This is a genomic window from Arthrobacter sp. Sr24, assembly GCF_054511175.1.
Map to the genome: position 1 here is coordinate 378,181 of NZ_JBTNDB010000001.1, position 24,857 is coordinate 403,037.

Annotated in this window: 23 protein-coding genes and 1 tRNA gene; 15 read left to right on the plus strand and 9 right to left on the minus strand. The window is 59.2% G+C overall.

Features of this window, described 5'->3' with window-relative positions; genetic code table 11:
* Nucleotides 1-65: 65 nt before the first annotated feature.
* The 4 genes from ACX80D_RS01885 to ACX80D_RS01900 all read right to left on the minus strand — a co-directional run bounded on the left by ACX80D_RS01885 (nt 66) and on the right by ACX80D_RS01900 (nt 5,664).
* Complete coding sequence (locus tag ACX80D_RS01885) at nt 66-1,031, minus strand: NUDIX hydrolase (protein WP_459320855.1); 966 nt, start codon at nt 1,029-1,031, stop codon at nt 66-68.
* Nucleotides 1,031-3,247 carry an RNA degradosome polyphosphate kinase gene (locus tag ACX80D_RS01890; RefSeq protein WP_459320898.1) on the minus strand — a complete coding sequence of 739 codons (2,217 nt, stop codon included), beginning with the start codon at nt 3,245-3,247 and terminating at the stop codon, nt 1,031-1,033. Before ACX80D_RS01890 ends, ACX80D_RS01885 begins: the two co-directional genes overlap by 1 nt.
* Nucleotides 3,248-3,346: 99 nt before the next feature.
* Nucleotides 3,347-4,327 (minus strand): mycothiol synthase, encoded by a 981-nt coding sequence (gene mshD, locus ACX80D_RS01895; protein ID WP_459320856.1) that lies wholly within the window; start codon nt 4,325-4,327, stop codon nt 3,347-3,349.
* A 632-nt stretch (nt 4,328-4,959) separates the two neighbouring features.
* Nucleotides 4,960-5,664: a winged helix-turn-helix transcriptional regulator gene (locus ACX80D_RS01900; RefSeq protein ID WP_459320857.1), complete on the minus strand. Its 705-nt coding sequence runs from the start codon at nt 5,662-5,664 to the stop codon at nt 4,960-4,962.
* A 143-nt stretch (nt 5,665-5,807) separates the two neighbouring features.
* Here ACX80D_RS01900 and ACX80D_RS01905 point away from each other — a divergent pair, with 143 nt between their 5' ends.
* The 5 genes from ACX80D_RS01905 to ACX80D_RS01925 all read left to right on the plus strand — a co-directional run bounded on the left by ACX80D_RS01905 (nt 5,808) and on the right by ACX80D_RS01925 (nt 11,135).
* On the plus strand, nt 5,808-6,857 hold the full coding sequence (locus ACX80D_RS01905) for a hypothetical protein (RefSeq protein ID WP_459320858.1): 1,050 nt from the start codon (nt 5,808-5,810) through the stop codon (nt 6,855-6,857).
* A gap of 210 nt (nt 6,858-7,067) precedes the next feature.
* Nucleotides 7,068-7,676: a nitrobindin family protein gene (locus ACX80D_RS01910; protein WP_459320859.1), complete on the plus strand. Its 609-nt coding sequence runs from the start codon at nt 7,068-7,070 to the stop codon at nt 7,674-7,676.
* A 135-nt stretch (nt 7,677-7,811) separates the two neighbouring features.
* Complete coding sequence (gene ygfZ / locus ACX80D_RS01915; protein WP_459320860.1) at nt 7,812-8,909, plus strand: CAF17-like 4Fe-4S cluster assembly/insertion protein YgfZ; 1,098 nt, start codon at nt 7,812-7,814, stop codon at nt 8,907-8,909.
* 115 nt (nt 8,910-9,024) lie between these two features.
* The gene (locus ACX80D_RS01920) at nt 9,025-9,588 is read left to right on the plus strand and encodes a PadR family transcriptional regulator (RefSeq protein ID WP_459320861.1); all 564 of its coding nucleotides are present in this window, start codon (nt 9,025-9,027) and stop codon (nt 9,586-9,588) included.
* Nucleotides 9,589-9,629: 41 nt separating this feature from the next.
* Nucleotides 9,630-11,135, plus strand: coding sequence for an MFS transporter (locus ACX80D_RS01925; RefSeq protein WP_459320862.1), 1,506 nt, complete (start codon nt 9,630-9,632; stop codon nt 11,133-11,135).
* Here the strand turns inward: ACX80D_RS01925 and ACX80D_RS01930 are convergent.
* The 4 genes from ACX80D_RS01930 to ACX80D_RS01945 form a co-directional block, all read right to left on the minus strand.
* Nucleotides 11,074-11,805 carry a GNAT family N-acetyltransferase gene (locus ACX80D_RS01930; protein WP_459320863.1) on the minus strand — a complete coding sequence of 244 codons (732 nt, stop codon included), beginning with the start codon at nt 11,803-11,805 and terminating at the stop codon, nt 11,074-11,076. The genes ACX80D_RS01925 and ACX80D_RS01930 overlap by 62 nt on opposite strands.
* A 58-nt stretch (nt 11,806-11,863) precedes the next feature.
* Nucleotides 11,864-12,889 (minus strand): 6-phosphofructokinase, encoded by a 1,026-nt coding sequence (locus ACX80D_RS01935; RefSeq protein WP_459320864.1) that lies wholly within the window; start codon nt 12,887-12,889, stop codon nt 11,864-11,866.
* Nucleotides 12,890-13,018: 129 nt separating this feature from the next.
* Nucleotides 13,019-13,396: a hypothetical protein gene (locus tag ACX80D_RS01940; RefSeq protein WP_459320865.1), complete on the minus strand. Its 378-nt coding sequence runs from the start codon at nt 13,394-13,396 to the stop codon at nt 13,019-13,021.
* Nucleotides 13,397-13,452: 56 nt separating this feature from the next.
* Complete coding sequence (locus ACX80D_RS01945) at nt 13,453-14,901, minus strand: PspC domain-containing protein (protein WP_459320866.1); 1,449 nt, start codon at nt 14,899-14,901, stop codon at nt 13,453-13,455.
* Nucleotides 14,902-15,015: 114 nt separating this feature from the next.
* Between ACX80D_RS01945 and ACX80D_RS01950 the strand changes: the two genes are divergently transcribed.
* Complete coding sequence (locus tag ACX80D_RS01950) at nt 15,016-16,290, plus strand: ATP-binding protein (protein ID WP_459320867.1); 1,275 nt, start codon at nt 15,016-15,018, stop codon at nt 16,288-16,290.
* Entirely contained in the window at nt 16,287-16,943 is a 657-nt protein-coding gene (locus tag ACX80D_RS01955) for a LuxR C-terminal-related transcriptional regulator (protein WP_459320868.1), read from the plus strand. The genes ACX80D_RS01950 and ACX80D_RS01955 overlap by 4 nt, the downstream gene beginning before the upstream one ends.
* Before the next feature lie 265 nt (nt 16,944-17,208).
* Here ACX80D_RS01955 and ACX80D_RS01960 read toward each other — a convergent pair whose 3' ends face one another.
* Nucleotides 17,209-18,444, minus strand: coding sequence for a pyridoxal phosphate-dependent aminotransferase (locus ACX80D_RS01960; RefSeq protein WP_459320869.1), 1,236 nt, complete (start codon nt 18,442-18,444; stop codon nt 17,209-17,211).
* Between the two features lie 252 nt (nt 18,445-18,696).
* Here ACX80D_RS01960 and ACX80D_RS01965 point away from each other — a divergent pair.
* From ACX80D_RS01965 to rplL, 8 genes are all read left to right on the plus strand, one after another.
* Nucleotides 18,697-18,769, plus strand: a tRNA-Trp gene (locus ACX80D_RS01965).
* Between the two features lie 117 nt (nt 18,770-18,886).
* Nucleotides 18,887-19,177, plus strand: a complete 291-nt coding sequence (gene secE, locus ACX80D_RS01970; protein ID WP_459320899.1) for a preprotein translocase subunit SecE — start codon at nt 18,887-18,889, stop codon at nt 19,175-19,177.
* An 88-nt stretch (nt 19,178-19,265) separates the two neighbouring features.
* Nucleotides 19,266-20,063 carry a transcription termination/antitermination protein NusG gene (gene nusG, locus ACX80D_RS01975; RefSeq protein WP_459320870.1) on the plus strand — a complete coding sequence of 266 codons (798 nt, stop codon included), beginning with the start codon at nt 19,266-19,268 and terminating at the stop codon, nt 20,061-20,063.
* Between the two features lie 130 nt (nt 20,064-20,193).
* The gene (gene rplK, locus ACX80D_RS01980) at nt 20,194-20,625 is read left to right on the plus strand and encodes a 50S ribosomal protein L11 (protein ID WP_459320871.1); all 432 of its coding nucleotides are present in this window, start codon (nt 20,194-20,196) and stop codon (nt 20,623-20,625) included.
* Between the two features lie 156 nt (nt 20,626-20,781).
* Nucleotides 20,782-21,489 carry a 50S ribosomal protein L1 gene (rplA, locus tag ACX80D_RS01985; protein ID WP_459320872.1) on the plus strand — a complete coding sequence of 236 codons (708 nt, stop codon included), beginning with the start codon at nt 20,782-20,784 and terminating at the stop codon, nt 21,487-21,489.
* A 113-nt stretch (nt 21,490-21,602) separates the two neighbouring features.
* Nucleotides 21,603-23,282 carry a GNAT family N-acetyltransferase gene (locus ACX80D_RS01990; RefSeq protein WP_459320873.1) on the plus strand — a complete coding sequence of 560 codons (1,680 nt, stop codon included), beginning with the start codon at nt 21,603-21,605 and terminating at the stop codon, nt 23,280-23,282.
* Between the two features lie 397 nt (nt 23,283-23,679).
* The gene (gene rplJ / locus ACX80D_RS01995) at nt 23,680-24,267 is read left to right on the plus strand and encodes a 50S ribosomal protein L10 (protein WP_459320874.1); all 588 of its coding nucleotides are present in this window, start codon (nt 23,680-23,682) and stop codon (nt 24,265-24,267) included.
* 125 nt (nt 24,268-24,392) lie between these two features.
* Nucleotides 24,393-24,767 (plus strand): 50S ribosomal protein L7/L12, encoded by a 375-nt coding sequence (gene rplL, locus ACX80D_RS02000; protein WP_459320876.1) that lies wholly within the window; start codon nt 24,393-24,395, stop codon nt 24,765-24,767.
* Nucleotides 24,768-24,857 lie beyond the last annotated feature (90 nt).

Here is a 24,857-nt window from a genome sequence, read left to right on the forward strand (position 1 = left end):
TGGCTTATAAATCTTTGTACCGAGCATACGGTACAAAGATTTATGAGCGCTAGAGGGAGCTGCTGTCAGTCGTCGAAAGGCTTGTGCTGCTCCAGGGCCACGATCCTGCCGGGCTTGTCCAAGGAGATGTGCGCAATGAGGACTTCGCCGGGGGACAGGTGAGGGTCCTGGGTTGGTAATGAACTCCGCATTGATGCCGGCATATGCGTGGCCAAAGCGTTCAGCACCGTTGGCAGCACCGGTCGATGGGTACAGAGACCAGTGGCTGAAGAACGCATCAATACTTTTTCAATGACTGCGGTGACCTTTGCCGGGTGCCGGTTGTGATCGGCCTCCGTCAAGCGCTGCACCACCTTGACCTTGGCCCTAGTGTGCTGGGCATAAGGGGAAATAGTGGCGATGCAACGCATCCAGCCGCTGGTGTAGATGCGGCCCGGGTGCCAAGCCATCAGCAGGCGCTGCAGAGCGAGCGCCTGGCGCATGCCAGTTGCTGCCAACGGCCGTTCCCCTTCTGCTCGGGTCCATGCCGAACGCGGCTTCGCCTTGGCGTGGCGAATAATTAGCAGCGGCCATGTTTCTAGTCGGGAACGATCGTGGGCGTCCACCAATGCTTCCAGCGGTTCCAAATCCGAGGGGTTAGTCAGGAGCTCACGGGCCTTACTGGGGCTGCACCAACGGATCTCATTGACTTCCTTCCCGTCCGGCAGCGCCGGCAGGTCATCGACGGCAGCGGCCCAGTAGTGCACTTCCTTAAGCCCTGATTTAACGGCGTAGCGAATCGAGGGTAGTGGAATGCCCAAAGTGATGGGCAGGCCCACTTCCTCGAACACTTCCCGGACAGCGCATTCGGGAAGCGTTTCGCCCTTGTCTAGCTTGCCCTTGGGCCAGGACCAATCGTCGTACCGTTGGCGGTGGATCAGAAGAACTTCAAGGCCCTTCTTTTTAGTGCGCCAGCAGAGCGCTCCGGCTGCATAGATGGAGACAGCTGTGCTCTCATGCACCGGTTCATCGAGGTGTTCCGTGTTGCGCATTAACGGTGCTGTACAGATCGCGAACGTGAGCGGCTGGCCAGCAGCCACGACTGGACATCGAGGAGGGGGCTTCCTTCAGCATCCAGGTGGTGGCGCTTCCATTCGCCCTCATTGTCCAGATGCCAGCTGGCTGTTCCCGGATCGAGGTAACGGTTCATCAATGAGTTCACTTCGGCAATATCTTCACGGTTGGAGAGCCTGACCAGAGCCTCGACCCGGCGGTCCAAGTTCCGGTGCATCATGTCGGCAGAGCCAAAGTACACAATGCTGTTGTCACCGCCGCCATTGGCGAAGGTGAACACCCGTGAGTGCTCCAGGAAGCGGCCCAGCACCGAACGGACAGTGATGTGCTCGCTGAGGCCGGGAACTCCGGGGCGTAGGGAACAAATGCCGCGCACGATCACGCCAACCTCTACGCCTGCCTGCGAGGCGCGGTAGAGGGAATCGATGATGGCTTCATCCACCATGGAGTTGACCTTGATCCGAACCTGCGCCGGCAGTCCGGCCTTCTTGTTCGCGATCTCGCCATCGATCAAGTCAATGAGCCCGCTCCGCACGGAGCGGGGGGCCACCAGCAACCTGTCGAAGGACGTCTTGGGGGCGTAACCCGAGAGCTGGTTGAACAACTTGGACAGGTCCTCGCCCACTTGGTTATCCGCCGTTAGCAAGCCCAAATCCTCGTAGTACCTGGCCGTGCGGGGGTGGTAGTTTCCGGTGCCGATGTGGCAGTAGCGGCGCAGCCCGTCCTGCTCTTGGCGGACAACCAGCGAGAGCTTGCAATGAGTTTTGAGCCCAACGATGCCGTAGACCACGTGCACGCCGGCCTGTTCAAGCTTGCGGGCCCAGGAAATATTGGCCTGTTCATCAAAGCGGGCCTTGATTTCTACCAAGGCCAGCACCTGCTTTCCTGCCTCTGCGGCGTCCACCAGAGCGTCAACAATGGGGGAGTCGCCGGAAGTCCGGTACAGGGTCTGCTTGATGGCACGCACCTTGGGATCCGCCGCGGCCTGTTCCAAGAAAGCCTGCACCGAGGTGGAGAAGGCGTCGTAGGGGTGGTGCAACAGAATGTCACGACGACGCATGGCCGCAAAGACGTTGGCCGCTTTGGAAGTTTCTGAAGCGTTCAGATCGCGGGAGGTGTGGGCCACATGTTTGGGGTACCGCAGATCGGGCCGGTCAATTCCGCCAATGATGGACAAGCCACGCAGATCCAATGGAGCTGGCAGGAAGTACACCTCTGACTCGTCAACATCGAGCTCACGCACCAACAGTTCCAGGATGCTGGGGTTGATGTCGGTGGCAACTTCAAGGCGCACCGGTGGGCCGAACTTGCGACGGAGCAGTTCCTTCTCCAGCGCTTGCAAGAGGTTCTCGGCGTCGTCCTCTTCAACTTCGAGGTCCTCGTTGCGGGTTACACGGAAAGTATGGTGCTCAACAATTTCCATGCCGGGGAACAGCTGATCGAGGTGCTGGGCGATGACCTCTTCCAGAGGGATGAAACGGGCCACACGGCCAGGGATCGTACCAGCGCGCGCGCCGTCGAGGGAGACCAATCGGGGCAGCAGATCCGGCACCTTCAGGCGAGCGAAGAGTTCCTTATCGCTGACCGGGTTGCGCACCACCACGGCCAAGTTCAAGGACAAGCCGGAAATGTAGGGGAAGGGGTGCGCCGGATCCACCGCAAGCGGGGTGAGGATGGGGAACATCTTCTCGGCAAACATCTTCGAAAGCTGAACCTTGGAAGGGTCATCGAGTTCGTCCCAGTGGACCAAGTGGATGTGTTCGTACGCCAAGGCCGGGCGGATCTGGTTGGCAAAGACATGTGCGTGCCGGGCATGAAGCTCATGGGCGGCGTCGCTGATCTGCTCCAGCACCTCCATGGGGCTCAGGCCCGCAGGGGAGGGCACGGCCAAGCCGGCGGCAATGCGGCGCTTTAAGCCAGCCACTCGCACCATGAAGAACTCATCGAGGTTTGAAGCGAAGATGGACAGGAACGTGACGCGTTCCAGCAGTTGCAGATCGGGATCTTCAGCCAACTCCAGAACCCGGGCGTTGAAGGCCAGCCAGCTCAGTTCCCTATCGAGGAAGCGGTCAGGGCTGACATCGCCTTCAGGGGCTAGGGAGGGCTCGAACTCGGGAATCTCGATTCGATCTTGGGTGGCTCTTGCCGATGGGACTTCCCCGGCAAGAAAGCGCTCCCGGCCCTGTGTGGCCATCGCGTTGAGGGGGCCTTTGTTTTCGCGCTTCATCGATAAGTCCTCATGGTTGGTGCTGGCGGTATCAACAGTACAAGTCTGGCAGCTAATCCAGACGGGCTACGCGGAGAGCGGGCCGTACATCACATCGGAGTCCCACTTGGTGAAACCCAGCTTGCGATACAGCGACACTGCCGCCTCATTGTCAGCGTCAACGTAAAGCATAATGGCGCGCAACCCGGCATTTTGCAGATAGTCCATGCCTTGGCGGGTGAGCGTTTTACCCAGGCCCAACCCCTGCGCCGCCGGGGTGACACCAACAACGTAGACTTCGCCCATGGCAGCCTGGCCCGCACGGGCCGGGTGGACCTTGGTCCAGTGGAAGCCCAAGATTTCTCCGGAGGCATCCACAGCGAGGAAGAATCCCTGCGGATCAAACCACGGTTCAGCCATGCGGGCCTGCAAATCCGCCAAGGTCAGCGAGCCCTGCTCGGGATGGTGGGAAAAAGCTGCGGCATTGGCGGCCAGCCAGGCGGCCTCATCCTGGTGCGGTACAAATGTCCGCAAGGTCACGCCGTCGGGCGCTTCATAATCAGAGGGCGCCAACGGTTCAGAGGACGACGGCGCCTGCCGGACCAGGCGCATCCGCCACAGTTCGCGGATAGCGCGGTAGCCGTAGCTGGCGGCCAGATCGGCCGCGGCCTCATGATCGCCGTGGGACCAGGCCTTGATGCCTTGCAGTCCACGTACCTCCACCAATTTATCGGCAAGTATGGCGCCAACACCGTCATTGCGGTAGGCGGGGTGAACCACGATTTCCAGTACGCCCTCGTCACCGTTCAAGACCACCACGGCAACCCCTGCCAAGTCCTCCCCAACAGTGGGGGAAGCGTCCTCCGGGGCATAGGTGAGTAGGGTCAGCACACTGTGAGGGCCGGCAGTGGTGGATTTCAGTTCCACCAGGGTTTGTTCTGAAAACGGTGGGTTGCCATCTGCATCTTCGGCAGCAGCAATCACGGTCTGGATCTCCTGCAACAGTTCATGCCCAGGGGCACCTGTGATTACTGTCACCGGCCAGCTATCTGTCTTTGCGGGGCTCATGCTCACAGCCTAGTGTGCCCGGCTGGGGTATTGCGAGACTCGATGCTGGATAACGTGTCGAAGAGCCCTCTTCTCCGTGCGCAGGTCCTCGCGCAGGTCCTCGCGTGGACATCGAGCTGGCTCCGGTGCTTGGGCTGGAACGGTTGAGTTTGCACCGTGGTGTCGAGCTGGCATAGAGTTTGAGGGCAGCAGGGACGTATGGCATCAAGCTTCGCGCCTGTTCCGATTGCTAACTGGGGGGATGCACCAGTGGGGTGTCCTCGATACGTTCGACCCGTATGTCCTCCACGCGAAGAAGAAGACCCGCAACTGAAATAGTTGCGGGTCTTCTTCGTTAGATCTCAGTTGCCCTGACGGAGTTAGCGGTTAGGGGGTGGGAGGGCTTAGCGGCACATTGATGCGCCCGACATCCGCGAGTCCTCAGATGTGGCCCCTAAAACGCCGGGAAAGGGGCCATAACTGAGGACTCGCGAGAGGTCACGCGCTCCGTAACCCCATGCAACTAGCCACAACAGTGATACATGGCCCCTAGACCACTAGATCGGCTGGCCGCCAGCGGCCAACCGGAGGTTAATGCCAGGGCGGCGCGTCCCATACGAGGTCGGAGACTAGGTCGGAGCGTCAGGGCGCGCTCACGAGTCCGCGTCCGCCAAGGAATCTTCCGGCTTACGGGAATCGCTGAGCCGGTAACCAACATTGCGGACGGTGCCGATGAGGCTTTCATGTTCACTGCCGAGTTTGGCCCGCAACCTACGCACGTGTACATCCACGGTGCGGGTGCCGCCGTAGTAGTCGTAACCCCACACCTCATTTAGAAGTTGCGCCCGCGTGAAAACCCGGCCCGGGTGCTGGGCTAAGTACTTCAACAGTTCGAATTCCTTGTAGGTCAGGTTCAGTACGGTACCGTGCACACGGGCTGTGTAGCTGTCCTCATCGATGACGATGCCGGCGGCATGGATTTCTTGATTGCTTTCCAACTCGGTGCTTGCCATCTTGGTGAGTACGAGACGAATCCGTGCTTCCACCTCGGCTGGACCGGCAGATTCAAGAACCACATCATCGGCAGCCCATGCGGAGGTCACAACCGCCATGCCGCCCTCTGTCAGGATCAGAACTAAAGGAATGCTGATGCCGGTGGCGCGAAGTAGCTGGCACAAGGAACGTGAACCGGCGAGGTCGGTGCGTGCATCAACCATGATGAGTTCGCAAGGCCGGGCATCAAGGAGCGCTGTCGCGACAGCTGGCAGAATATGGATCTCGTGGCTGAGTAGTTCAAGCGCAGGCAAAATATCCACGGACGTGCCGTGGTTGTTGGTCAGCAGCAGAATCTGCGACATATCTCCCTAACAAAGTGCATGAGCCGCGCATCTTTGAGCGTAGGACCACCTGCAACACCAGTCGTTAGCATTGGCAAAAAACTAAAACACTCCGCGACTGGGTTGCTCCACAGTGTACCGGCAGAATAAGGCAGGATTGGTGTGTGAAGTCATCAACAGCCGGACTTATTGGAATCTTTGCCTTGGCGCTGCTTGTCGTGGCGCACTATCTGGGCCTTGCCTACACAATGGGAGCCAGTATGGCACTGGCCGCCATTTTCGGGTACGGCTGGCCCCACTATCTGGGGATCCCGGCCAGAAAAACATTGGGCACCGTCATCGCTCTTACGGGTGTTTTGGCGGCACTGACTGCCGGACTTGCCGAAGGCCGGGACTACCTAGCCTGGTCTGCCATATATATTGCGGTGGGCTTCGGAGCCATCATGGTGGTGCAACTGATCCGCGGCACCGGCCAGAAGCACCGGCTGGAATCTACCTTGGGCGCAGGGGCTGGCGTGGCAGTAGCGGGATTCGCCTGCGGATGGGTGGCCTCTTTTAGGTTTTTAGAGGAACCGGGGATGACTCTCATAGTTGCCATCAGCGCAGCAGCAGCGCTCCTTGCCGGGATGCTTCCTTGGCCAGACCGCGTCAACGCACCTTTGGCTATTGTGCTGGCGGTTTTGGCTGGCACTCTGGCGGCCTTGCTGTTCTCGGATCTGCGGATTGTGCCAGCCGGAGTGTTGGCCGCGGTGGTTGCTTCTGTCATTGCCGCATTCAGGCGTCTGCGAACGCTTGCCGCACCTTTGGGCGTTAGTGCCACTAAAACGCCAGCGGCCGAAGAGCCGGTCGCTGAGGTTCCCGTCGCGCAGGAGCCTGTAGTCGAGGAAACCAGCCCCGAGAAACTCAGCCCCAAGAAACTCAATACTAAGAAGCCCACCGCCGACGGAACAACGATTGTGGTGACAGCCGACGCTGCAGGCGTCTTCGCGGCTGACTCCGTAGATGTCGTCACAGAAGATGCCACAGAACTCGATGCAGTTCCCTCGCCAAATAACGCCCCGGCCAGCGCCCCGGCCAACGTTGCAGCTAACACTCCAGTCAGCACGCCACGATGGCCCATCAGCAGGGCTTCTGCTTCAGCTGCCGCAGCACTGGCACCCATTCTGTCCCTCGGTGCGATGGTGTACTTCCTTGAAAAAATCCTCCTGTCCTAGTCCGTGACTAGCATGGTGTTCTAGGGGCGCTAGCCGAAGGTTCAGTAGACGCCGTGAAATGAAGCGCGAAGAACATTGTAGGATGGCATCATGAGCGTACTTGCCTTGGAAATCTTCTTCATTTGCCTGTTAGCGTTGGCCGGCGTGGCCATGGCCTGGTTTGCCGGTCTGGTGGTGTGGCGCCTCTTCAAGGGCCAGCAGTAATCCGCCATGGCTATTGAAATCCCAACGGACCTCACTCCGGAACTAGTGCCACTTTCTTGGCTGCTGGGTACGTGGAAAGGCGCCGGACGGCTCGGTGCCGGTGAAGAAGACTCAGAGTACTTCACCCAGACCGTGACCTTCAGCTCCAACGGGCTGCCATATCTGCAGTACTCGGCGCAGTCTTGGCTGACGGATGAGCACGGTGCAATTTTGCGTCCCCTCTCCGTTGAAACCGGGTTCTGGCAGCTTGACCGCACCCTCAACGACGCCGATGGCGGCCCCGGTCTGATCCCGGCCGACATTGTCCCCGCGCTGCGCACAGCTGACGACGTCGAAGCCCTCCGCAACTCCGACGGCGGCTTCGACATCATGGCCACCATCGTCCATCCCGGCGGCATTTCTGAGCTGTACTACGGCACCATCAAGGGCCCGCAGATTCAGCTCTCCACCGACGCCGTTATGCGAGGTGCAGGCGCCAAGGACTACACCGCTGCCACCCGTATTTTTGGTCTTGTCAATGGTGGGTTGTACTGGCGCTGGGACGTTGCTGCCCAGGGCAAGTCACTTGCCGCGCACGCCTCGGCGGCCTTGCACAAGGCTCCCACTCAGGCCTGATTCACGCTTGGATTCACCTAGATTCGTCCTAAAGTTCGACGGCGAATCAGCTCACCGGCCGCTGTTGGCGCCCTCCTTCGGGAGGTACTTATGGTTGGGTGGAATAGGCTCCCTAGAGAAGGCGTTACACCGGTTATGAGCTATTTGAGTCCTTTGTTAAACCGTTCCGGAGCTGTGGCAGCAGGTGGCCTAGATACCGGTGTAGCCTCCCATTATGGTGATCCCAACCGTGAGCAGCGGCTTCTGGCTGGGTACTTGGGGAAGGCTCCCAGCGCCGTCGTAGATCTTTCTCACCGCGGTGTGGTGACGGTTAGCGGTCCTGACAGACTCAGCTGGCTCAATACACTCTCATCCCAAGCGCTGACAGATCTGGCCCCCAACGTTGGCACCGAACTATTGCTGCTGACAGTTCAAGGGCGTGTTGAGTACGACGCCCGAGTGGTCGATGACGGCGAAACCACATGGCTGATTGTGGAGACGCTGGAAGCGGCGCCGCTCGCCCAGTGGTTGAACTCGATGAAATTCATGCTCCGGGTAGAGATCACAGACGTCTCCGCCGATTGGGCCGTTCTGGGGTCAGTGGTGGCCGTTCCCGAGTGGTCGGATTTCACCGTGTGGGAAGATCCTTGGCCTCATATTTCTGCTGGTGGTTACAGCTATGCAGCCGTGCCGGATGCGGAACATCCCGGTCTGGAGCGGCCCTGGTTTGAGTATCTGATCCCGGCCCCAGCCCTGGTGGAGACTGTGGGCCAACGCCCGCTTGCGGGTGCGTGGGCGGCAGAAGCTTTGCGTCTGGCAGCGTGGCGTCCGCGTCGCGGCGCTGAGACGGACGAGAAAAGTATTCCGCACGAACTGGATTTGATGCGCACTGCCGTGCACCTAAATAAGGGTTGCTACAAGGGGCAGGAAACCATTGCTCGCGTACATAATCTGGGCCGCCCCCCACGCCGTTTGGTGTTCTTGCAATTGGATGGATCCCTTCACACGCTCCCTGCCGTGGGAAGTGAAGTGTTGCTCGATGAGCGTGTGGTGGGCACAGTGACCTCCTCGGCTCAGCACTACGAGATGGGCCCCATTGCCTTGGCTCTTATCAAACGTTCGGTGGATCCTGAGGCCGTGCTGATCGTCAACGACGACGGCGAGGCGTACCCGGCCAACCAAGAGCTCATTGTTGCCACGGATGCCGGTCAGGTCGTAGGCCGTCAAACCGGATTTCTGCGGACCCCGCGCTGATATACCCGAAAGTATAGGCACCTACTAAAGTCCCCATGTCGCATTATCGGCATGGGGACTTGTGCCTTGTTATTCCACATGGAATAATTCATGCGGAATAAGAAAAAGGAGGGTCATGGCAAAGTCCACACAACTGACCCCGCTAGGCATATCCGCTTTAGGTTTGCTCGTGGAGCGCCCAATGCACCCCTACGAGATGTATCAAGTGCTGATGCAGCGTCGCGAGGACAGGATAGTAAAGGTCCGCCCGGGTACGCTCTATCACGCAGTGGGCCGCTTGGCTGTTGCTGGACTGGTGGAGCCCATCGGCACCGAGCGGGACGGCAATAGGCCGGAGCGAACCACCTACGGTATTTTGCCTGCAGGCAGGGTTGCATTGGAGGAGCGTGTCAAAGAAATCTTGGCCACTCCGATCAATGAATATCCCTCGTTCCCGCAAGCCTTGGATGAAGCACACAACCTGCCCGCCGACGTCGTGCTGGATCTCTTGAACCAACGGCTAACCGCCTTGGCGGACGAAGTGCTCGCGATGGAAACCGGCGTCGCGGACGCTTTGGCTAAAGGTGCTGAGCCGCGTTTCTTGATTGATCTTCATTACCAACAGGCCATACTGAATGCCGAAATTAAGTGGCTCCGAGAGCTTTGCGCAGATATTGACACAGGAACACTGCCTTGGTGAGTGCACCTCAAGTGAATTTTTTCTAGATTTAAGGAACACGCATGGAAACCGTGGCGAAACCGTGGCCCGCATTATGGGCTCTCGTTCTGGGGTTCTTCATGATCCTGGTGGATTCAACCATCGTCTCGGTGGCAAATCCCAAAATCATGGAGGGGCTGAACACTGACATCAATTCAGTGATTTGGGCGACCAGTGCGTACCTGCTTGCGTATGCCGTCCCGCTGTTGGTGGCTGGACGCCTGGGTGACAAATACGGGCCCAAGCGGCTATACCTGACCGGCCTGGTCGTTTTTACTCTGGCCTCGCTCTGGTGCGGACTCTCCGGCGACATCGGCATGCTCATTCTGGCCCGTGTAGCTCAGGGACTCGGCGCCGCCATGATGACCCCGCAAACCATGGCCGTCATCACCCGTATTTTCGCCCCGGACAAGCGCGGTCCCGCCATGGGTTTGTGGGGAGCCACAGCGGGCGTTGCCATGCTGGTGGGGCCCATCCTCGGTGGTGTTTTGGTCGATGTTCTCGGCTGGGAATGGATCTTCTTCGTCAACGTTCCGGTGGGGATCGTGGCGTTTGTGCTCGCGTGGCGGCTGGTGCCCACACTGGCTACGCACGAACACAAATTTGATTGGTTGGGCGTACTGCTGAGCTCGCTCGGGTTATTTCTGCTTGCCTTTGGCATTCAGGAAGGCGAAAGCTACGACTGGGGTGTCATTGCAGGTCCCATCACTGTGTGGAGCCTGATTGTTGCCGGAATCGTGCTGTTGCTGGGATTCGTCTGGTGGCAGGCGGTGAACAAGGGCGAACCGCTGGTGCCCCTCCGACTCTTTAGGGTGCGCAATTTCTCTCTCGCCAACATCGCCATCACCTCGATGGGTTTCAGTATTACGGCCATGAGCTTGCCGCTGTTCTTCTACTACCAATTGGTACGTGGCATGACGCCGACCCAGTCAGCGCTCATGATGATCCCTATGGCTCTGCTCTCAGGTGTCCTGGCCCCGTTTGTGGGCAAGTTGGTTGACGCCGTCAATCCTCGCTATGTGGCGTTCGCCGGGTTCATTCTGATGTCGGTCTCGCTGGCCTGGACGGCTTTGCTGATGACCCCCGACACCCCCATCTGGTTGTTCCTGCTTCCCAGCGGCCTGCTGGGTATTGCCAGTTCTGGTATTTGGGCACCACTGTCGACGACGGCTACTCGCAACCTTGGGCCGCGCGAGGCTGGCGCCGGAGCCGGGATCTACAACACGACGCGTCAGATTGGTGCGGTGTTGGGAAGCGCCGCGATTGCTGCATTGATCTCCGCCCGTTTGGCAGCCGAATTGCCTGCCGGCGCTACGGCGAGTGCCGTAGGTGGCACGGGTCAGTTGCCGGAGTTCCTGCATGCAGGATTCTCCACGGCCATGGCTCAGTCAACGCTGCTACCGGCAGCGGTGGTGTTGCTAGGAGCCGCTATGGCTATCTGCTTCGCTAAACCCCGCGATGTCACGGCTATTTATGCCGAGTTTGACCGTTCTGAAGAGAAATCCGGGTCAGTAGGCCAGCCACATTAAACCCCATCCCAACGGCTAGGGCATGGGCAGCGGCGTTGTTGATGTCCGCCCGCCACTGCACAATGAGCCCAGCGGCAAGGGCCTCGTGGGAGGCGATGCTGGTAGCCAAACCGCCCAGTCCCTGGCGCCGGGAAGCCGGCGCCACGAGGGTGCCCACCTGGGCCAGAAGTCCTTGGTACTCGGCGTAGGCACTGCAGGCGAGGGGTCCGGCGTCGGTCTCTCCAGAGTCCATCACCGTGAATTTGTGTTGCCTGCGGGCTAGGTCGACGTCGTTGACATCGTCCGGCGGACAGAGTGATTCGAGCGCGGCTGCTTCGGCGGCGCCCGTGGAAACATGCACTGTGTGCTCGGGCTGGTGGAGTTCAAGATCGTCGGCGTAGTACAGGGCCTGTGTGCCCAGCCCGCGCCCGCCGTCGAGCTTGGTCAGCCGCAACATGGTGGAGTGGTCGCTGAGTTCGTCGTCATCATATTCTTGCGCTGCAGCCAGCAAGTGTTCCGGGCCAGTCAGGATCGACTGGTCCCACAGCCGCAAAAACGTCAGCTCATTCGATTCCACGGGGTGGGAGAGGCGGCCGTTGCGGAGCTCCGAAAGCAGAGAATCCGCAGGGAGATCAAGGCCCCGTTCCCAGGCCAGAAAAACTATGGGCGCGGAGTTCAAATCGAAGGTCATGCTTTAACGCTAACGCCCCGCGGCATTAAATGCTGCGGGGCGTTAATAAGCGCCAGAATTAGCCGAACAAGATGGCGGCTTCGTCGTAGCGATGTTGCGGCACGGTCTTGAGGTTGCCCAGCGCCGCCTCGAAGGGAACGTGCTCAATTTCGGTGCCCTTGAGCGCAACCATGGTGCCCCAGCGCTCGTCCACCACGGAGTCCACAGCAGCCATGCCCAGACGGGTTGCGAGAACGCGGTCAAAGCTGGACGGGACGCCGCCGCGTTGGATGTGACCCAGGATCGTGGCGCGAGTTTCAATGCCTGTGCGGGCCTCGATCTCCGGAGCCAGCTGCTCGCTAATGCCGCCGAGACGGGGCCGGCCAAAGGTGTCCAAGCCGCGCTCGGAGTGAGCCGAGTCCTGGTGGTCGGGAACGAATCCTTCAGCCACCACAATCAGCGGTGCACGGCCACGATCGTGGGCTTCGTTCACCCAATCAACGATCTGGTCCATGCTGGTTTTCTGCTCAGGGATCAACACAGCGTGTGCCCCGGTGGCCATGCCTGCATGCAGAGCGATCCAACCGACATGGCGGCCCATAACCTCTGCAATCATGCAGCGATGGTGGGATTCGCCGGTGGTGCGCAGGCGGTCGATCGCCTCGGTGGCGATCTGAACTGCGGTGTCAAAACCGAAGGTGTAGTCGGTGGCGTCAAGATCGTTATCCACGGTCTTGGGAACACCAACAATTTTCAGCCCGGCATCGGTCAGCCGGCGGGCCGCCGCTAGAGTTCCTTCGCCGCCAATGGCGATGAGGGCGTCCACTCCGAGGCGTTCCATGTTGGCCCTAATGACATCGGGGCCGCCATTGCCTTCAAACGGGTTGGTGCGGGAGGTGCCCAAAATGGTGCCACCTTGCTTGGAGATTCCGCGGACCATCTGGCGGGGGAGGTCCATGACATCGCCCTCAACCACGCCGCGCCAGCCGTCACGGAAACCTACGAATTCGTGACCATAGGACTTGATGCCCTTGAGAACGATTCCGCGGATCACTGCATTCAACCCGGGGCAGTCTCCGCCGCTGGTGAGAATTCCAATCTTCATATGTTTTATGTCCTTCGAGGGGATGGATCCAATGGGGGTCTGAGCGCACCATTGAGCTCCTCTCTAGAACATTCTAGACGTTCGTGTGATCTCGGCAACTCCGGGCCCGCTCGGTGGACGGTTTTCTTCTTATGGTTGTTTCCTGCGCAGCAGATTCACTGCGCCGCCGGCCACCATGGCCACCCCTGCCCCGAGCAATAGCCACATGGTGGTCAGGCCAGCGTCCAGGTCGAGGTCCACCTGGGTGGCCAGGATGAGCAGGATCCCTGCCACAAGTACGACGCCGCCCCACACTATGGTGCCCACGCGGGCGTGGTGCCGCGCGGGCCGCGCGGCACCAGTCGGGTTCTGGTGTTCCGGGGTCTCGCTGTCGACAGCAGGATCACCGACAGCAGAATCGCGGACCGGAGTGGGCGAGGGATCTGTGAAATACCCGGCCGGCGGGCGAGGGGTACTGCCGCCCGTCATGCGTTCCGGTTGTTCGAAGGATTCTGTTGGATTGTCCACGGTATTCTCCACTTGGGCTGGGGTTGCTGGGTTCTTTGGGGAGGGCTTGTTCTCGGTCACGGGGCTGCCGGCACGGTGACAATATCAATGTTGCTGGCTACGGCTTGCAATGTGATGACCAGGCCGTAGCCCATGGCGTTAGGGTTGATGGTGCTGGTCATATCCTGGGTGAGGAGGCCCTCGCTATTCTCTCCATCGATGGAGAACTGGACAGCCGCCAGCTCGCTTTTCACCGTCACAGGGATGCCTGCTGGCACCTTGATGGTCATGTTTGCTGTGACTGCTTTGAGCGGGACTTCCACGTCGGCTCCCAGAGTAGTGCCGCCGTCGAACTGGGTCAGGTCAAAGGTGGCATTGCCAAGCACCACCGTCCGTCCGCTTTCCGCGGCAGCTGTGGAGCTAGGAGTCCAGCTGGTGTTGTTGAATGCGTCCAGCGGAGTGTTGTTGGCGGGCAGGCTGAGCAGGCCAGCGAACAGCAAGGCCAGGATGGCGAACGTCCCGAGTCCTCCGGCTGTACGGCCACGAATTCCTGCAGCCACTATGCCGAGTCCGGCGGTGATGGCAGCCGCAGCCGCCGCGACGCCGGCTTGGTAGCCGCCGAGGTGGATGACATTGCCGGCGTCCAGGAGCAGCACAGCCGCACCAATGACGGCTGCGGCCCCGATGACCAAGAAACTGGCTGCGGCACCGAGGCGGGGTTTTGTCTTCACAGCTTGCTTTTTGATGTACATCTGCGGATGTGGCAGGTACTGCTGCTGAAGGTAGGGCGCTGCCGGTCCGGAGAACGTGGAGGGGGTGTATTGGTTCCAATCCATAGCCTTAGCGCTGTGTCCATACCAGGGCTGAGTTGGCGGCTGCTGGGACTCAGAGGCTGCAGCTTCCGGCTTAGGTGAGCTGCTCGCGTTGAAGGGGAGGGCGCCTTTAGGCTTGTCGCGGTTGATGGCCCAGTAGATGAGCCAGGCAATGCCCCCGACCCAGAGGACAGGCCAAAAGAACCAGTCCCCATCTCGGAGTGCCCCGGTGCCAGAGCCGCCCATGCCCAGCAAGGTGGCGATGCTGGCACCGGTCATGCCAGCACTCCAGCGCCCACGGGCTACTTCCTCAACGTGAATGCGCCCGTCCGGCTCGGGCAGGAGTGCCCAGGCGACGCCGTACGCTAGGACGCCGATGCCGAAGAACAGGGTCAGGACCACGGCGAGGCCGCGCACGATCACTGGATCGATGCCCCACTTACTAGCCAGACCGCTGCAGACACCGCCAACCCAACGGTCGCTGCCGCGCTGCACACCTAAACCGCGGATCCACAGGAAGAACTTTGCCGATTCTTGGCGGGTCTCATGGAGGGGTGCGTCGGGTTCATTCGGTTCGCCGGGTGCGGTATCCGGTGCATCTGGGTGCGGTGAGGCAGACGATGATGGGGCTGGGGCTGGGGCTGGGGCTGGGGCTGGATCTGGGTCTGGAGTAGGGTCTGCCGGCTGCTCTGGGATCTCATGTGAGGTATTCATACTTCAATGGTGTCCGCAGTGTGGGCCGTTCGCCATTGGGGGTGACCCTGAAAGAACCCTGAAGAAGCCCTCAGAAAACACTGCAGGAGGTTCCGGGCGTGCTTGGATTGAACTATGACCCCAAAGATGTACCGTTCCCAGCAACGCCGAGTGGCGGGAGTGTGCGGAGGATTGGCCACACACCTCGGCATGAAAGTCTCCGTGGTGCGCGCCATCATGATCGGTACAAGCTTCTTCTTCGGTGCCGGCATGGTGTTCTACGCATGGCTGTGGCTTTTTGTTCCTATGGAAGGCGAGTCAGCAGACTCGGACAAGAATCTGCTCGACGCCGACGGTAACCCCCGTCTGAAACTCTTCCGCCCTGCCAACGGGGCTCCCGCAGAGGAGAACGGCATCCCGCAGCGGCAAAAACTTTCTTTGGGTTCCCGGGAAATCCTCATCGGTGGAGCGCTGGTCATTGGTGCCGGGGTTTTGTTTGGATCACCCAGCGGCTGGAACCTGCAGCTGGGAACGTTGCTGCCGCTGTTCATCATTGTTCTGGGCGCCGTTTTGACGTGGATGCAGCTGGATAACACTCGCCGTGTGGGGTTGCTCAGTGCCGCCAAAATAAATACACCCATGGCGCTGCTGAGGTTGGGTGGTGGACTTGCCCTGGTCATTGCTGGGGTCATTGTCATTGTTGCCGGGGCAGGGTCGTGGACCTTGGTGTGGGCTTCGGTGGTGGCCTCACTTGCTGTGCTTGCTGGGGTGGGACTTGTTCTGGCACCGTGGGCGTTGAAGTTTTGGCGCGAGTTTCAAGATGAGCGGGCTGGACGTGTCCGCGCAACGGAACGAGCCGAGATTGCCGCACACCTGCACGACTCCGTCCTGCAAACACTGGCCCTTATTCAAAAGAGTGCCCATTCCCCATCCGATGTCACTAGGCTGGCCCGTGCTCAAGAACGCGAACTCCGGGAATGGATATACCAGGATGCTGCCCATGATTCCGGCGCTCTGGTGGAACGTCTCAAGGCGGTCTGCGCTGAGGTTGAAGACCTCACGGGGCAGGCTGTGGAAGTAGTCGCAGTGGGTGATGCGGACTTGAGCGAGCGAGGTAATGCCCTCGTGCAAGCAGTCCGGGAAGCTGTTCTCAATGCTGCCAGACATGGCGGCACCGCCGTTTCGGTCTACGTTGAGGCTGGGGCGCACGGCGTAGACATCTTCATAAAGGACCGCGGGCCAGGCTTCGATGTCGAAGCAGTGGCGGCTGACAGGCTGGGGGTCCGGGAATCCGTCGTCGGCCGCATGCAACGCAATGGTGGCACGGCTGAGATCATTAGTTCAAAGGACGGCACCGAAGTGCGGCTGCACTTGCCCCAAGAAACTCCCGTCACCGAGGAAAATAAATGACGCTTCCCACAACACCCATCAGAGTTGTGATCGTGGATGATCACGCCATCTTCCGGTCTGGGCTCAAAGCCGATCTCGCACCGGACATTCTGGTTCTGGCGGAGGCCGCGACGGTTGAACAAGCCATCGCCGCCGTGAGAACCCATCAACCGGATGTGGTGCTGCTGGATGTGCATCTTCCAGGTGGGTTGGGACAGGGCGGACGTGAAGTCATTGCCGGCTGTGCGGCGTTGCTGGCCAGCACCAAGTTCTTGGCGCTGAGTGTGTCTGACTCCGCCGAAGACGTGGTCTCAGTGATCCGGGCTGGTGCTCGCGGCTACGTGACGAAATCAATTTCCGGTGCAGAGATCTCCGACGCAGTCCGGCGTGTGGCCGGAGGTGACGCGGTCTTTTCCCCGCGGTTGGCAGGGTTCGTCTTGGACGCCTTTGGAACGGCCGAAGTCGCTGTAGAAGATGAGTTGGACAAACTCTCAGCGCGCGAGCTGGAAGTCATGCGGCTCATAGCCCGCGGCTACTCCTACAAGGAGGTAGCTAAAGCCCTTTTTATTTCCATCAAGACCGTGGAATCCCATGTTTCAGCGGTACTGCGAAAACTCCAGCTCTCCTCCCGCCATGAGCTAACCCGCTGGGCCGTGGACAGGCGCCTCCTCTAGGCCAAGATCCGCTGCCGGCTGGTTTATACGCAGCCACGCCCGGTGGCGTCGCGTATAGGCAAAGTCCACTTTAATTATGCGCAGTCCCCTCCCTGTCGCCTTGCGGTACTTTCATTGCACCGCAGCTGGACTACCCCGCGTTGCGTATAAAAAAAGTGGCGCCACGGGTAACCATGGCGCCACTTTCGTTGGCGGAGTGTAGCAGCGCTAGAGGGCCGCCCTAACAGCAGCACTAGAGGCCCGCACACAAGGAATCGCTGGGCGGTTAGGCCCTAGCGGAACCCAAGAATTCCTGTAGGCGACCCACCCCGGTGGCCAGATCGTCGTCACCCAGTGCGTAGGAGAGCCGCATGAAGCCGCTGGGACCGAAGGCCTCACCCGGAACTACGGCAACTTCTGCCTTGTCCAGGATGAGGGTAGCTAGTTCAGCTGACGTGGCCGGGCGGATGCCGCCAATTTCACGGCCCAGCAAGCCACGGACGTCGGCATATGCGTAGAACGCGCCGTGAGGTGTAGGGCATTCCACTCCGTCGATGGAGTTCAGAGCGGCCACCATGGCCTTGCGGCGACGGTCAAAGGCCACCTTCATCTCGTCCACTGCAGTCAGGGGACCAGAGACTGCAGCTAAAGCAGCCATCTGGGAGATATTGGCCACATTGGATGTTGCGTGTGATTGCATGTTCGTGGCGGCCTTGGTGATGTCCAAAGGAGCGATCATCCAACCCACACGCCAGCCGGTCATGGCGTAAGTCTTGGCCACACCGTTGAGAATGACTACGCGGTCACCCAGCTCGGGGACAGCAGTGGCAATGGAAGTGAAGGGAACGCCGTCGTAGGTCAGGTGCTCATAAATCTCGTCAGTGATAACCCAAAGGCCCTTGGATGCGGCCCACAAACCAATCTCGCGAGTCTGCTCGGGGGAGTAGACGGCACCAGTCGGGTTCGAGGGGGAGACGAACAGCAGCACCTTGGTGCGGGGTGTCAGCGCAGCCTCAAGCTGCTCCACGGTAACAAGATAACCCTGCTCGGGTCCGGCGAAAACCTCAACGGGAACCCCACCCGCCAACCGGATCGCTTCCGGATAAGTGGTCCAGAACGGTGTGGGAATGATGACTTCGTCACCCGGGTCAAGCAGTGTTGCGAAAGATTCGTACACGGCCTGCTTGCCACCGTTGGTTACTAGCACCTGAGCAGGATCCACGGCATAGCCTGAGTCGCGCAGAGTCTTCGCCGCGATGGCGCTGCGCAATTCAGGGAGCCCGGCAGCTGGTGAATAGCGGTGGAACTTGGGCTGACGTGCGGCAGTAATTGCTGCCTCAACAATGTAATCAGGCGTGGGAAAGTCGGGCTCCCCGGCACCAAAGCCAATGACGGGGCGCCCGGCAGCCTTCAGGGCCTTGGCTTTGGCATCAACAGCCAAGGTTGCGGATTCGGCAATCGCGGCGATCCTTGCGGAAACACGTCGGGTGGTGGCGTGGTCAACACTCAATTCGGCAGACATCAGCATTCTTTCTTCGGTGGGAGGCCCAAAATACAAACTTCGTCATTGACTACTTTAGGCGCAAGGCGCATCCAGTTCGACGTAGGACGTTAAGAATGCGTAGAATAGGTAATCGGTGTTCGACTCCATGATGTTTCACGCCTTGTGTCCGGTTTGGAAAGACGGCCGTAAGACTGTAAGTTATTCATGGCATTCAGCACTGAATGGATTTTTGGACAGCAGCGCCTGCATTGGCTGTTAGACGAACATCAAAGGGTAGTGGCGCAATTGGTAGCGCAGCGGTCTCCAAAACCGCAGGTTGCAGGTTCGAGTCCTGTCTGCCCTGCGCATGGAAGTGGCGCATTTGTTCTGTGGCTTTATCGCAGAATCAACTCCACATCCAAGCGAATATCAGGTATATCGCATGGTCCGAATCCACGGATTTGCGAGTTCCCAGCAAATGATGAGTGAGGCACTGGTGACCGAAACTGCGCCAAGCAGCTCCAAGGGACCTGCCAAGAAGGCTTCAAAGCCTGGCAAGCCCGGTTTTTTCGCCGGGATCGCCATCTTCCTCCGCCAGGTCATCGGCGAGCTGAAGAAGGTTGTCACGCCCACTCGCAAAGAGTTGTTGAACATGACCGCCGTTGTACTGGTATTCGTTGTCATCGTAATGGGTATTGTTACCGTCCTTGATCTGGGCTTCGGCCAGGCTGTGCTGTGGATCTTCGGTGGAAACGTAAACATCGAGCAGTAAGACGCTCAACTTGGCCGGCCCCGCTGAAATATATCGGCAAGGGTCGGTTTGAGCCATTTAAGAAACGCACAAGGAAAGCAGGAAATTCGTGTCTGAGCTGGAGCCCGAGGCAACAAACAGTGAGCAGGACCAGGACACTGTGGTTGCTGATGCTGCCAACAATGCCGACCTTGATGCTGTTGACGCAGAAACTGCTGAGGCAGAAGTTGACGCAGAAACCGACGCAGAAACTGCAGATGCAGAAGAAGCAACCGACGAGCCGGCCGCTGACGCCGAGCCCGAGGTTGACCCTGCTGAGGAGTTCAAGGCCAAGCTGCGCCGCCAGGAGGGTGACTGGTACGTCATCCATTCCTACGCCGGTTACGAAAACCGCGTCAAGGTTAACCTGGAATCACGCAGCCTGTCATTGAACATGGAAGATTACATCTTCGAAATTCAGGTCCCCATGGAAGAAGTCGTGGAGATCAAGAATGCACAGCGCAAGGTTGTCAACCGCGTCCGCATCCCCGGTTACGTGCTGGTCCGCATGGACCTGACCGACGCATCATGGGGCGTTGTACGCCACACCCCTGGTGTTACCGGATTCGTTGGCAACGCCCACAACCCCGTTCCGCTGCGTCTGGACGAAGTCTTCTCAATGCTTGCCCCGATCTTTGAGGAGCAGCAGGCTGAAGAGAGCGGCGTTCCGCTGCGTCATGATCCGGTTGACGCCGAGATCGACTTCGAGGTTGGCGAAGCAGTCATCGTCAAGGACGGTCCCTTCGAAGGCCTGTCCGCGTCGATCTCCGAGATCAAGCCTGAAGCTGCACAGCTCGTTGTGCTGGTTTCCATCTTCGAGCGTGAAACCCCCGTCACCCTCGCATTCAACCAGGTCACCAAGATCTAGTTGCCCCAAAATTTCGTTTCACGAGGAGCTTGCTTAGTTCCTTGGGAAACGTTCGGCCGGACGCCATTCGGCCACCCACCTTGGACGCGCTCCGTCGACCAAGGAAAGATATTGAGAGAAGGACCCTACATTGGCTCCCAAGAAAAAGGTCACCGGCCTTATCAAGCTGCAGATCCAGGCAGGCGCCGCTAACCCGGCTCCGCCCATCGGTCCCGCACTTGGCCAGCACGGTGTCAACATCATGGAATTCTGCAAGGCGTACAACGCTGCAACGGAATCCCAGCGCGGAAACGTTATCCCGGTTGAAATCACGGTTTACGAAGACCGTTCATTCACCTTCATCACCAAGACCCCGCCGGCTGCAGAGCTCATCAAAAAGGCTGCAGGCATTGCTAAGGGTTCAGGTACGCCGCACACCGTCAAGGTTGCTCAGCTGAGCAAGGCTCAGGTTACCGAGATCGCCACCCAGAAGATGGTTGACCTCAACGCCACGAGCATCGAAGGCGCAGAGAAGATCATCGCCGGTACCGCCCGTTCCATGGGTGTCACCGTCGAGGCCTAAGCCTTAACACCGGGTTCTCGCTCGTCGAGATCCCACAGCATGACCCTAAATATTAAGAACGACGCCGGACAGCTCACCATTGGGTGGGGCACGGCGGACGTAGTGGCAGGGCCCGCGCGGTCCTAACGACCACAACTGCACAAGGAGAAACGCAGCATGGCAAAGCGCAGTAAAGCATATGAGGCAGCTCAGGCCAAGATCGATGCGGAGAACGTATACGCACCCTTCGAAGCCATCAAGCTCGCCAAGGAGACCAACCCCTCCAAGTTCGACGCTACCGTTGAGGTTGCCTTCCGCTTGGGTGTAGACCCTCGCAAGGCTGATCAGATGATCCGCGGAACGGTTAACCTGCCTCACGGTACCGGTAAGACCGCACGCGTTTTGGTTTTCGCGACCGGTGAGCGCGCCGAGGCTGCAATCGCAGCTGGCGCCGACTTCGTTGGCACCGACGACCTGATCGAAAAGATCCAGGGCGGCTGGACCGATTTCGACGCAGCCGTAGCTACCCCTGACCTCATGGGTAAGGTTGGCCGTTTGGGTAAGGTTCTGGGTCCTCGTAACCTCATGCCTAACCCGAAGACCGGTACCGTCACCAACGACGTCGCCAAGGCTGTCAATGACATCAAGGGTGGAAAGATCGACTTCCGCGTCGACAAACACTCAAACCTTCACTTCATCATCGGCAAGGTTTCCTTCGATGCTCAGAAGCTCGGCGAAAACTACGCAGCTGCACTGGAAGAGGTGCTTCGCTTGAAGCCGTCCGCTTCCAAGGGCCGCTACCTGCAGAAGGCTACCGTCTCAACGACGTTCGGCCCCGGCATCTCAGTTGATCCGGCTGCAACCAAGGTGTTTGTTGAAGCGTAAGCTTCGGTAATTCCCCAGAAAGGGCTGATGTGGCATAACGCCACATCAGCCCTTTCTTGTTTGCAAACTGATACGTTAGAAAAACGACCTACAACGCATGGGAGTGCGCACGCATGCAATTCGGCATCCGTTCGGCAACAGTAGCCGATGCCCCCGCTTTGGCAGAACTCGCGGCCCTCACCTTTCCTTTGGCTTGTCCGCCGGACAGCCCGGCCAGTGAAGTAGCGACCTTTATTAGCGAGCATTTGGGGGTTGAAGCGTTCGCCTCCTCTATTGCCGACCCTCACCGGGTGCTCTTCGTAGCCCAAGAGCAGCACCAAGAGCAACGAGAACCAGCATTTAGTCAGGGTCGGTTGCTGGCTTACACCATGTTGGTTGACGCGCCGCCCACTGCTGCGGATGTAGTGGCCGTGCTCTCAGATGCTGACGCCATTGAATTCAGTAAGTGTTATGCGCATCCGGACACCCACGGCACCGGTGTTGCCGCCAGCATTATGACCGCCAGTCTTGAGTGGATTGACGGTCAAGGCCGGTCCGTGACATGGCTGGGAGTCAACGGTGAGAATGAGCGGGCGCAGAAATTTTATCGAAAGCACGGGTTTGCAGTCATCGGGACCAGGAGCTTCCAATTGGGGACAAAGACCGAGCATGATTACGTTATGGTGCGGTCAAAGGGAAAGAAAGTGACAGGTACTCTCGCCATGGCTGAAGTCAAAGTCGAACAATTGCGGATCCCAGAGGATCTCCAAGACAGCACTGCTGCAGATTTCTTGGAGGCTGTGGAGGTCTCACGTCAGGTCCGTGTTGACACGTGGGGCAACGACTTTCTGGCCTACACTCCCGCGGAGCTCTTCGCCCTGTGCCACGATCCGTACGAATGGTATGTGGTGTTGGTGGCACGCCAAGAAGGCAAAATTTTGGGCCGTGCCGGTATAGCCATGCCGCTGGATGACAATACTGAGCTTGCGCACGTGACGTTGGATGTCCTGCCCGCTGCAGCGGGGCATGGCGTGGGCCGAAAACTTCTGGAAGCAGCCGAACTCTTTGTGAAGGGGGAGAATCGCAAAGTTGTGGTGGTTGAAACTAACCACCCGGCGGCAGACCTGGAATCTGTTGACATGGCTGGGGAGCGGCTTGCCGCGGCTCACGGGAGCCTGGGCCTGCCGGTGAAGAGTAGGGAAGCCCGGTTTGCCAGCAACGCCGGGTACGCGCTGGAACGGGTGGAGCAGTTTAGTGCCTGCACCTTGCCCCTGGGTGAGGATTTGTTGGAGCAGCTGACCGCACGTGCCGAGGCAACCCACCAAGGTGCCTACCGGGTGCACCAGTGGATGGATGCGTGCCCGGAGGAGTGGGCAGCAGACTTTGTGCGCCTGGAAAAGAGTCATAACGAAGACACTGACGACGGCGACCCTGGCACCTGGGATGTGGAGCAGCTTCGCGAGGCCGAGGAGCTCTCGCGGCTCAGTGGCAGGCGAACTGTTGTCAGCGCCGCACAATGCCTCGATTCAGGAGCGCTGGTGGGGTTCACCTCCATTTCACTCTTGGGCCATAGAGCCGACGTAGCTTTTCAGGACGAAACAATGGTGCAGACGCCACATCAGGGCAAAGACGTGGGGCTGCACATCAAGGTGACCAATATGAAGCAGCTGCAACAACATTTCCCGGAGCTGCATGCCATCTACTCGTGGAATGCACCGGAAAACGAGACCATGCTGGCGGTCGATGCCACCTTGGGTTATGTCAACGCAGGCGTGACAGGGCAGTGGCGAAAAGATTTCAATAACGCTGACTAGCCAGGCGGCAGTGCATGGGTGGGCAGCTTGTGTGAGCGGTGCCATGGACGGTGTGGTCCATGGCACCGTGACTCGATTTGGAATCTCAGAGATGGTTCCTGTAATCTTTAAGAACCAAAGACCGTCGGTCGATGTCAATCACCCCCAGCTATGAAGATGCAACATGCATCCTAATGGGCTGGATCTGGGCAGTTTTTCATCCGAAAGTCCTTCAGTAGGACGGCCAGCGCAGGTGCACAAAGCTTAAGTAGCAGTGTTGAACCTCGGAGAAATCCCATGGATCCGCTGTCACAAAACGCCCCGTACATCTGTGCGGGGCGTTTTGTTTTTGCAAGCTCCCTTCACCGGGACGCTGGCGGGACCGTACAGACCGGCAATTATTCCCGGAAGGAGTGTTATGGCAACGCCAACAAAGGTGGCTGCGGTTGCAGAAATCAAGCAAGATTTCAACGACTCAACTGCAGCAGTCCTAACCGAATACCGTGGGCTCACCGTAGCTCAGCTCAAGGAGCTGCGCGTTTCTCTCGGCCAGGACACCAAGTTCTCGGTTGTAAAGAACACCCTGACTGCCATTGCGGCTAAGGAAGCTGGTGTTGATGCTTTCGAAGGTCAGCTCTCCGGCCCCACCGCAATTGCGTTCATCAAGGGTGACGCTGTTGCGGCAGCAAAGAGCCTGACGGATTTTGCAAAAGCCAACAAGCAGCTGGTCATCAAGACCGGTCTGTTCGAAGGTAAAGCTCTTGATGCTGCGGGAGTTGCCGCACTGGCTGCTCTCGAGTCTCGCGAACTGCAGCTGGCACGCATTGCTGCTGTCCTCAAGGCTCCGATGGCCGCCGCTGCGCGCACCATCGAAGCTCTGCGCGTGAAGCTTGCCGAAGACGCTCCCGTTGAAGAGGCTCCGGCCGCTGAGGAAGCACCCGCTGCTGAAGAGGCTCCGGCCGCTGAAGAAGCTCCGGCCGTAGAAACCGAGACCACCGAAGCATAGCGTGCGCCGTCTTCGGACGCGCCGCCTGCCAGCAGGTGATCACCCCCTAGTATTTCCCTAGATCCAACAGGGTTTAGGTTTATGGATTCGCCCCTCGCGGGCAAAACACAGAAGGAGCGCCACTCATGGCTAAGCTCACCAACGACGAGCTCATTGCAGCTTTCAAGGAACTGACCATCATCGAGCTCTCCGAGTTCGTTACCCTCTTCGAAGAGACCTTCGAAGTAACTGCTGCTGCTGTTGCAGTTGCAGGCCCCGCCGGTGGCGCAGTTGAAGAAGCCGCAGAGCAGACTGAATTCGACGTTATCCTCGAAGCAGCCGGCGACAAGAAGATTGCTGTTATCAAGGAAGTTCGCTCCATCACTTCATTGGGTCTGAAGGAAGCCAAGGAGGTCGTTGACTCGGCTCCTAAGGCTGTTCTGGAAGGCGTCACCAAGGAAGCTGCTGAGAAGGCTAAGGAAGCTCTCGAAGCTGCCGGCGCCACGGTTACCCTCAAGTAATCACCTCGTCTTTGCCAAAGAAGCCCCGCACCGAATGGTGCGGGGCTTCTTTGCATACACGGCTCGCAAGGTCACCGTTGGGCCAATGCG